This window comes from Mesorhizobium sp. M7A.F.Ca.US.002.01.1.1, assembly GCF_004022955.1.
Lineage (GTDB): Bacteria > Pseudomonadota > Alphaproteobacteria > Rhizobiales > Rhizobiaceae > Mesorhizobium > Mesorhizobium ciceri.
The window spans coordinates 1-5837 of record NZ_RZQE01000384.1 but is presented as its reverse complement, the minus strand read 5'-3'; the positions used below and the strand labels follow the sequence as shown (position 1 = coordinate 5837).

At 64.8% G+C, this 5837-nt stretch carries 5 protein-coding genes; 4 read left to right on the top strand and 1 reads right to left on the bottom strand.

Annotation, left to right across the window (positions count from 1 at the left end; all coding sequences use genetic code 11):
- The 4 genes from minC to EN932_RS27295 form a co-directional block, all read left to right on the top strand.
- Positions 1–717: septum site-determining protein MinC (gene minC / locus EN932_RS27315; RefSeq protein WP_245483333.1), on the top strand; the 717-nt coding region annotated here is incomplete at its 5' end.
- A gap of 64 nt (positions 718–781) precedes the next feature.
- The gene (gene minD, locus EN932_RS27310) at positions 782–1597 is read left to right on the top strand and encodes a septum site-determining protein MinD (protein ID WP_013530671.1); all 816 of its coding nucleotides are present in this window, start codon (positions 782–784) and stop codon (positions 1595–1597) included.
- Positions 1594–1866: a cell division topological specificity factor MinE gene (minE, locus tag EN932_RS27305; protein ID WP_024501686.1), complete on the top strand. Its 273-nt coding sequence runs from the start codon at positions 1594–1596 to the stop codon at positions 1864–1866. The genes minD and minE overlap by 4 nt, the downstream gene beginning before the upstream one ends.
- Before the next feature lie 367 nt (positions 1867–2233).
- Positions 2234–3700, top strand: a complete 1467-nt coding sequence (locus EN932_RS27295) for a hypothetical protein (protein ID WP_127385210.1) — start codon at positions 2234–2236, stop codon at positions 3698–3700.
- Between the two features lie 288 nt (positions 3701–3988).
- On the opposite strand, the gene EN932_RS27290 is transcribed toward EN932_RS27295, so the two are convergent.
- The gene (locus EN932_RS27290; protein ID WP_128369214.1) at positions 3989–5773 is read right to left on the bottom strand and encodes an ABC transporter ATP-binding protein; all 1785 of its coding nucleotides are present in this window, start codon (positions 5771–5773) and stop codon (positions 3989–3991) included.
- Positions 5774–5837 lie beyond the last annotated feature (64 nt).

The following is a 5837-nucleotide window of genomic DNA, read 5'->3' as shown; positions in this document are numbered from 1 at the left end:
CCTTTGGACGTGTGGCTGGAGGGGCTGGATCACTGGATCGGCAACTCGCCGGGCTATTTTGCCGGGCGGCCGGTGGTGCTTGATCTCAACACTTTGAAGCCCGATGTCGCGGCGATCGAATCGCTGGTCGGCGTGCTTGGCCATCGCGGCATCCGTATCTACGCCATCGAGCTCGACGGCCACACCGCACTCGAGCCCAACCTGCCGCCGGTGCTGGTCGGCGCCAAGGAGGCGACGACGGATGGCCTGCTGCCCCGCAGGGCGCGGGAGGATGTTTCCGGAGAGGGCAAGGCCGAGAGCGGGGCGCCTGAAGCCGGCCCGGACAAGGACAGCGTCGGCAAGGCTGACGCAAGCAAGGCGGGCGATAGCGAGCCGCAGGTTGAAGCTTCGGGCACGCTGATGATCAAGGCGCCGATTCGTTCGGGCCAGGCGATCGTGCATCCGCATGGCGATGTCATCGTGCTGGGTTCTGTCGCTTCCGGCTCGGAGATCATCGCGGCGGGCTCGATCCATGTCTACGGCACGCTGCGCGGGCGCGCTTCGGCGGGTGCGCTCGGCAACAGGGGCGCGCGCATCTTCTGCCGCAAGAACGAGGCCGAGCTTCTGGCGGTCGACGGCTGGTATGTCACCGCCGAGGAGATGGAAGGCGTTTCGCGCGGCAAGCCGGTGCAGGCGTTTCTCGACGGCGACGCGTTGCGGGTTTCGACGCTGAGCTGACATTCGTTTCGATATTGGGGCGGCCGGGCCGCTCGACCAAGAAAACAACAACGGAGGCTTTTCAATGGGCAAGGTAGTGGTGGTCACCTCGGGCAAGGGGGGCGTCGGCAAGACGACCTCGACGGCGGCCCTCGGGGCGGCCGTGGCCAAGACCGGCAAGAAGGTGGCGCTCGTCGACTTCGACGTCGGCCTGCGCAACCTCGACCTGATCATGGGCGCCGAACGGCGCGTGGTGTTCGACCTCGTCAACGTCATCCAGGGCCAGGCGAAGCTCTCGCAGGCGCTGATCCGCGACAAGCGGGTCGAGACGCTGTTCCTGCTGCCGGCCTCGCAGACGCGCGACAAGGATGCGCTGACCGAGGAAGGCGTCGGCGAAGTCATCGACAAGCTGCGCTCGGTGTTCGACTACGTCTTCTGCGACAGCCCGGCCGGCATCGAGCGCGGCGCGCAGCTCGCCATGCGCTTTGCCGACGAGGCGGTCATCGTCACCAATCCGGAAGTGTCGTCGGTGCGCGATTCCGATCGCATCATCGGCCTGCTCGACGCCCGCACCTTGCGGGCCGAGCAGGGCGAGCAGATCGCCAAGCATGTGCTGGTGACGCGCTACGATGCGGCGCGCGCCTCGCGCGGCGAGATGCTGTCCATCGACGACGTGCTGGAAATCCTGTCGGTGCCGCTGCTCGGCATCATTCCGGAAAGCCAGGACGTGCTGCGCGCCTCCAACCTCGGTTCGCCGGTGACGCTGTCGGAGCCGCTCAATTCCGCTGCCAAGGCCTATATCGACGCTGCCAGGCGGCTGGAGGGCGAGGAATTGCCCGTCATCGTGCCCTTCGAGCGCAAGGGCTTCCTCGATCGTCTTTTGGGAAGGAGGGCGGCATGAACCTGCTCGACATCTTCAAGCGGCGCTCCAGCGCCCCGGTGGCGCGCGAGCGGCTGCAAGTGCTGCTCGCCTATGAGCGCCGCAACCGCAGCCAGCCCGACCTCGTCTCCATCCTGCGCGAGGAGATCATGGCCGTCATCGCCAAGCATGTGCAGATCGACCAGGACTATCTGCAGGTCTCGATGGACCGCGGCGAGACCATGTCGACGCTGGAAATCGACATCCAGATCCCCAACAAGAGCGCCGTGCCGCTGGCCATGGCGGGGTGAGGGCAACTTAGGGGGAGCCGCGATCCTTCGCGCCCCCCTCTGTCCTGCCGGACATCTCCCCCACAAGTGGGGAGATTGGCAATTTCTGCGCTTCAGTTCTTCTTGCAACGTTGGCGATTGGCGAAAGCCCGCATGACGTCCAATCTCCCCGTGTGGGGGAGATGTCCGGCTGGACAGAGGGGGCGCTGTCCCGCCGGCAGAACCGGCTTCGCACCCTCGCACCGCATCGCTCGCGCCGTGCAAACCCCTAAAATGTCCCAAATTTACCTTTGTGCCGACGGGGCTTCCCCTGCGCAAGCAGCGGATGTAAGGATATATTAGCAATTTATTAAGTTCTAAGCGAGGTATGCGTAAGGGGAGTTTGGTGATGAACTTCAGAGGCCTGATCAAGCGTGCTGAAGACGTGGATAAAGCAATCCAGGACCTGCAGATCGATTTGGCGGACGCGCTGGATGCAAGTCTCGACGCCGACGACCTGGCGCCGCCAGAGAGCGACGATGTGCCGGATGCCCAGGCGGCATCCGATGACGGGCCACCCCAGGCCGATGCGGCAAATGACGACAATGCCGGGAATGCCGAGGATGCGGGCGCTGCGGACAGTTCCGAAACCGCGCCAAGACTGACCGCCCATACACAGACCCGGCTGGCTGCATTGAGCGCCTTCGAGGGACTCTTCCACGACGCCAGGGACTATCTGGAGGAGATCAACGACAAGCTGTCGGAGATCGGCACCTCACACCATCTGACGCGCGAATTCCTCAACATCCTGCACAGCGACATCCTGCGCGCCAACGAGCTGGAGGTCGCCAATGCCGCCCTGGCCGCCGAACAGAGGGCTCTGTCGGAGAAGCTGCACGACGCGACGCGAAAGCTGCGCGAGCGTGACGGCGCTTTCGAAGCGCTGCAGCAGCGCGAGACAAGCCTGGTCCAGGACCGGGAGACGCTTCGTGCGGCACTTGCCGCGGTCAGGCTGGAACTCGTCGAGACAGCCAATGCGAGCTCCAAACGCGAGGCGGAGTTCGGCGACATCGCCAAGCGGCTGACCGCCAGGACGGTCGAGGCCAACAGGCGCTTGCGCGAAAGCAAGATGCTGCGCGAAAAGCACGTCAACCTGTCGATCGAACTCGACAAGGCGCTGAAGCGGGAATCGCAGGCGCGCCACAGACTCGACGAGCTGTCGGCGGTCCATGCCACCGAAGCAGCGCGGCTGGCGGAGCTGCTGGCGGCGCTCGGCAAGAGCGAGAAAGAGGAGATGCGGCTGCAGAAGTCGCTCGAGGCGGCACAGGCGAAACTGTCGGAAACGACCGAAGCGGCCCACATGATGGAAGGCGACAAGGAAGCCGAGCTGGCTCGCAGCCAGGCGGAAATGCGCGGGTTGAGCTCGGAGATCCAGAACCTGCAATCGCGGCTGGAGCAGGTGTCGAGCGAAAACAGCGAAGCCGCGGGCGAGATCGCCAGGCTCAAGAGCGAACTCAACGATGCCCTGGCCGAAAAGAAGATCGCCGATGAAAGATTGTCCGCGCTGAGCCAGGAGAGCGAAAGCGACAAGATGAGTCTTTCCAAGGTGAACGCCAACCTTTCTCAGCTGACGCTGCAACAAGCGTCCGAACAGATACAGTTCGACGTGCAGAGGCAGGAGTGCGAGGACCTCAAGGCCGAAATCGCCTCGCTCAATGCCCGGATCAAGGAACTGCTGCCCTATGAGCGGCTCCACAAGGCCACCAATGGCAGGCCGCGCGAGGACGGCGTGGTCGAGATGGCCGGGGCGATGGCGAAGAAAGCACGGACGACGGGCAGGCGGCGCATGCGCAGGAATGTCGGCGCCGCCACCTGAAGCGTGTCGCGCCTGAAGGATTCAGGCGACCCGCTTCAGATCCTTCTTTTGTGCATGGGAGGCCGGCACCTCACCCGGAGAGTAAGTCCAATGGGGCACCGGCCAGGCGGATCGACAGGTCCGCCGCACAGGCAAGGTAGCGCGCCTCGGTCCCGCACGGCATTGGTGCGATCACGGAAGGTGCCAGCGGCAATTCCCCTGGCTTGTGATTCGAACCCTTGCGACGACCCGCCGGCCGGAGGCTGCAGACACGCCCAGGATAAGATCGCGGGCCGGCCCGGCGCCTTCTCAGTCGAGCGGTTCGTGCTGGTAAAGCTCGTCCATGCTGAGCGAGGCCAGGGCGCCGAAAGGGGCCTGCTTTTTCACGCGGCCGCCGCTCAGGATGACCACGTCGTCGCAGAACGAGATGGTGCTGTGGTGATGGCTGATGACGATGGTCGTGCGGCGGCCGGCTCTCGACTTCAGGGTCTCGACGATGGCCGCTTCCGACAGCCCGTCCACGGCATTGGTGGCCTCGTCCAGGATGAGGAGATCGGGATCGCGCACCAGGGCTCTCGCCAAGGCGATGCGCTGCCTCTGTCCCGCCGACAGATTGACGCCCCTGTAGCCAACCAGGGTCTCGTAGCCCTGAGGCAGCCTTTCGATGAATTCATGCGCTTCGGCCAGTCTTGCGGCGGCCTCGGCATCGCCGGCTGTCGCGGCATCCTGGCCGTAGGTTATGTTTTCAAAAATGCTGCCGTCGACCAGTTCCAGTTCCTGGCTGGCCAGGGCGATGTGCCGGCGCCACTGGCTGGCGTCGATCCGGTCGAGCGGCGATCCATCGACGAGGATGCTGCCGGTGTCCGGTTCGACGAAGCGGCACAGGAGATTGACGATCGTCGTCTTGCCGGCGCCCGAGCGGCCGATCAGCGCCGTCGAGCGGCCACCGCGGATCTCGAATGTCGCCGCGTGCAGCACCACCTCGCGCCGGTCCGTGCCGGAGTAGGTGAATGTCACATCGTCGAACTTGATGCCCTGGCGCAGGCCGTGGAATGGCCCGTCCCCTTGCGGCGGTTGCGGCTTGCCTGTGGGATCCAGCAGCCAAGTCACCTCCTCAAGCGATCCGCTCAGGCCTTGCAGCTGGCTCCACGACCCCTGCAGGGCCCGCATATGCGGCTGCAGCCTGTAGAGCAGGATGACGAAGGCGATGATCAGCGGGAAACTCACCTGCGCCAGCCAGGCGCCGATCACCACCGCCAGGAACAGCATGGCGTGGAGAACCTCCGTCAGCGGCGGCAGCGCTCCCTGGCGCACGAGCAGCGCGAAGGAGGCGCGGCGAACCGCATCCGACGCCGTGTCGAACATCGCCTTTTCCCGGTTCTCCTGTCCGAAGATGCGGATCAGCCGTCCGGCATGCACAAGGTGAAGCATCTGCGAGGCGAGGTGGCCGTTGCGCGAGGCGACGCTGCGGCTTGGCTCCTTCAGATTGGCTGAGAGGACGGCGTGCGCGATCTGGACGAGCGCCAGTCCGAGCGTGACCAAAAGCGTCATGCGCCACGAAAGCAGCAGCAGGAAAGCCAGGAGGATGATGGCGGCCGATGCGCTGACGATGGCCGACAGCATGATCTTGATCGCATCGGAAGCCCGCCAGGATTCGTTGGAGATGATGTTGAGCAGGCGTCCGGGGCTCTGCCGCAGGAAGAACGGGTAGCCGACCCGCAACAGCTGCTCCGACAGGGCGCTGCGGATGGAATGGCTTGCCTTGCCGGAGATGAAGGTCGTCAGCAGCGTGTTGGCGAAGGCGAAGACGTTCTTCAGGATGATCGAGCCGAGGATGGCGGCCGAAATGACGATCAGCCGGTCGCGCTCGCTCAAGCCCGATCCGACGTGCTGGAGGACGGCGGAGAAGCCTGCCATTCCGGCGGCATCCCCGTGTCCCATGATGATGCCCAGCAACGGGATGATCAGGCCGATGCCGAACCCTTCGAGGACGGCGCTGACCAGGCCGAGAATCACCACCGCCGGAAGCAGGCGCAGTTGCCGCTTTCCGAACGCCCGGAACAGCATCGGCAGGTTTGGCGGCAGCATTGGCATTACAGCGTTTCACCTCGCCTGGGCATTGGCTTGTTGATCTTGGCGCACCGGTTCGGCTCGCGGC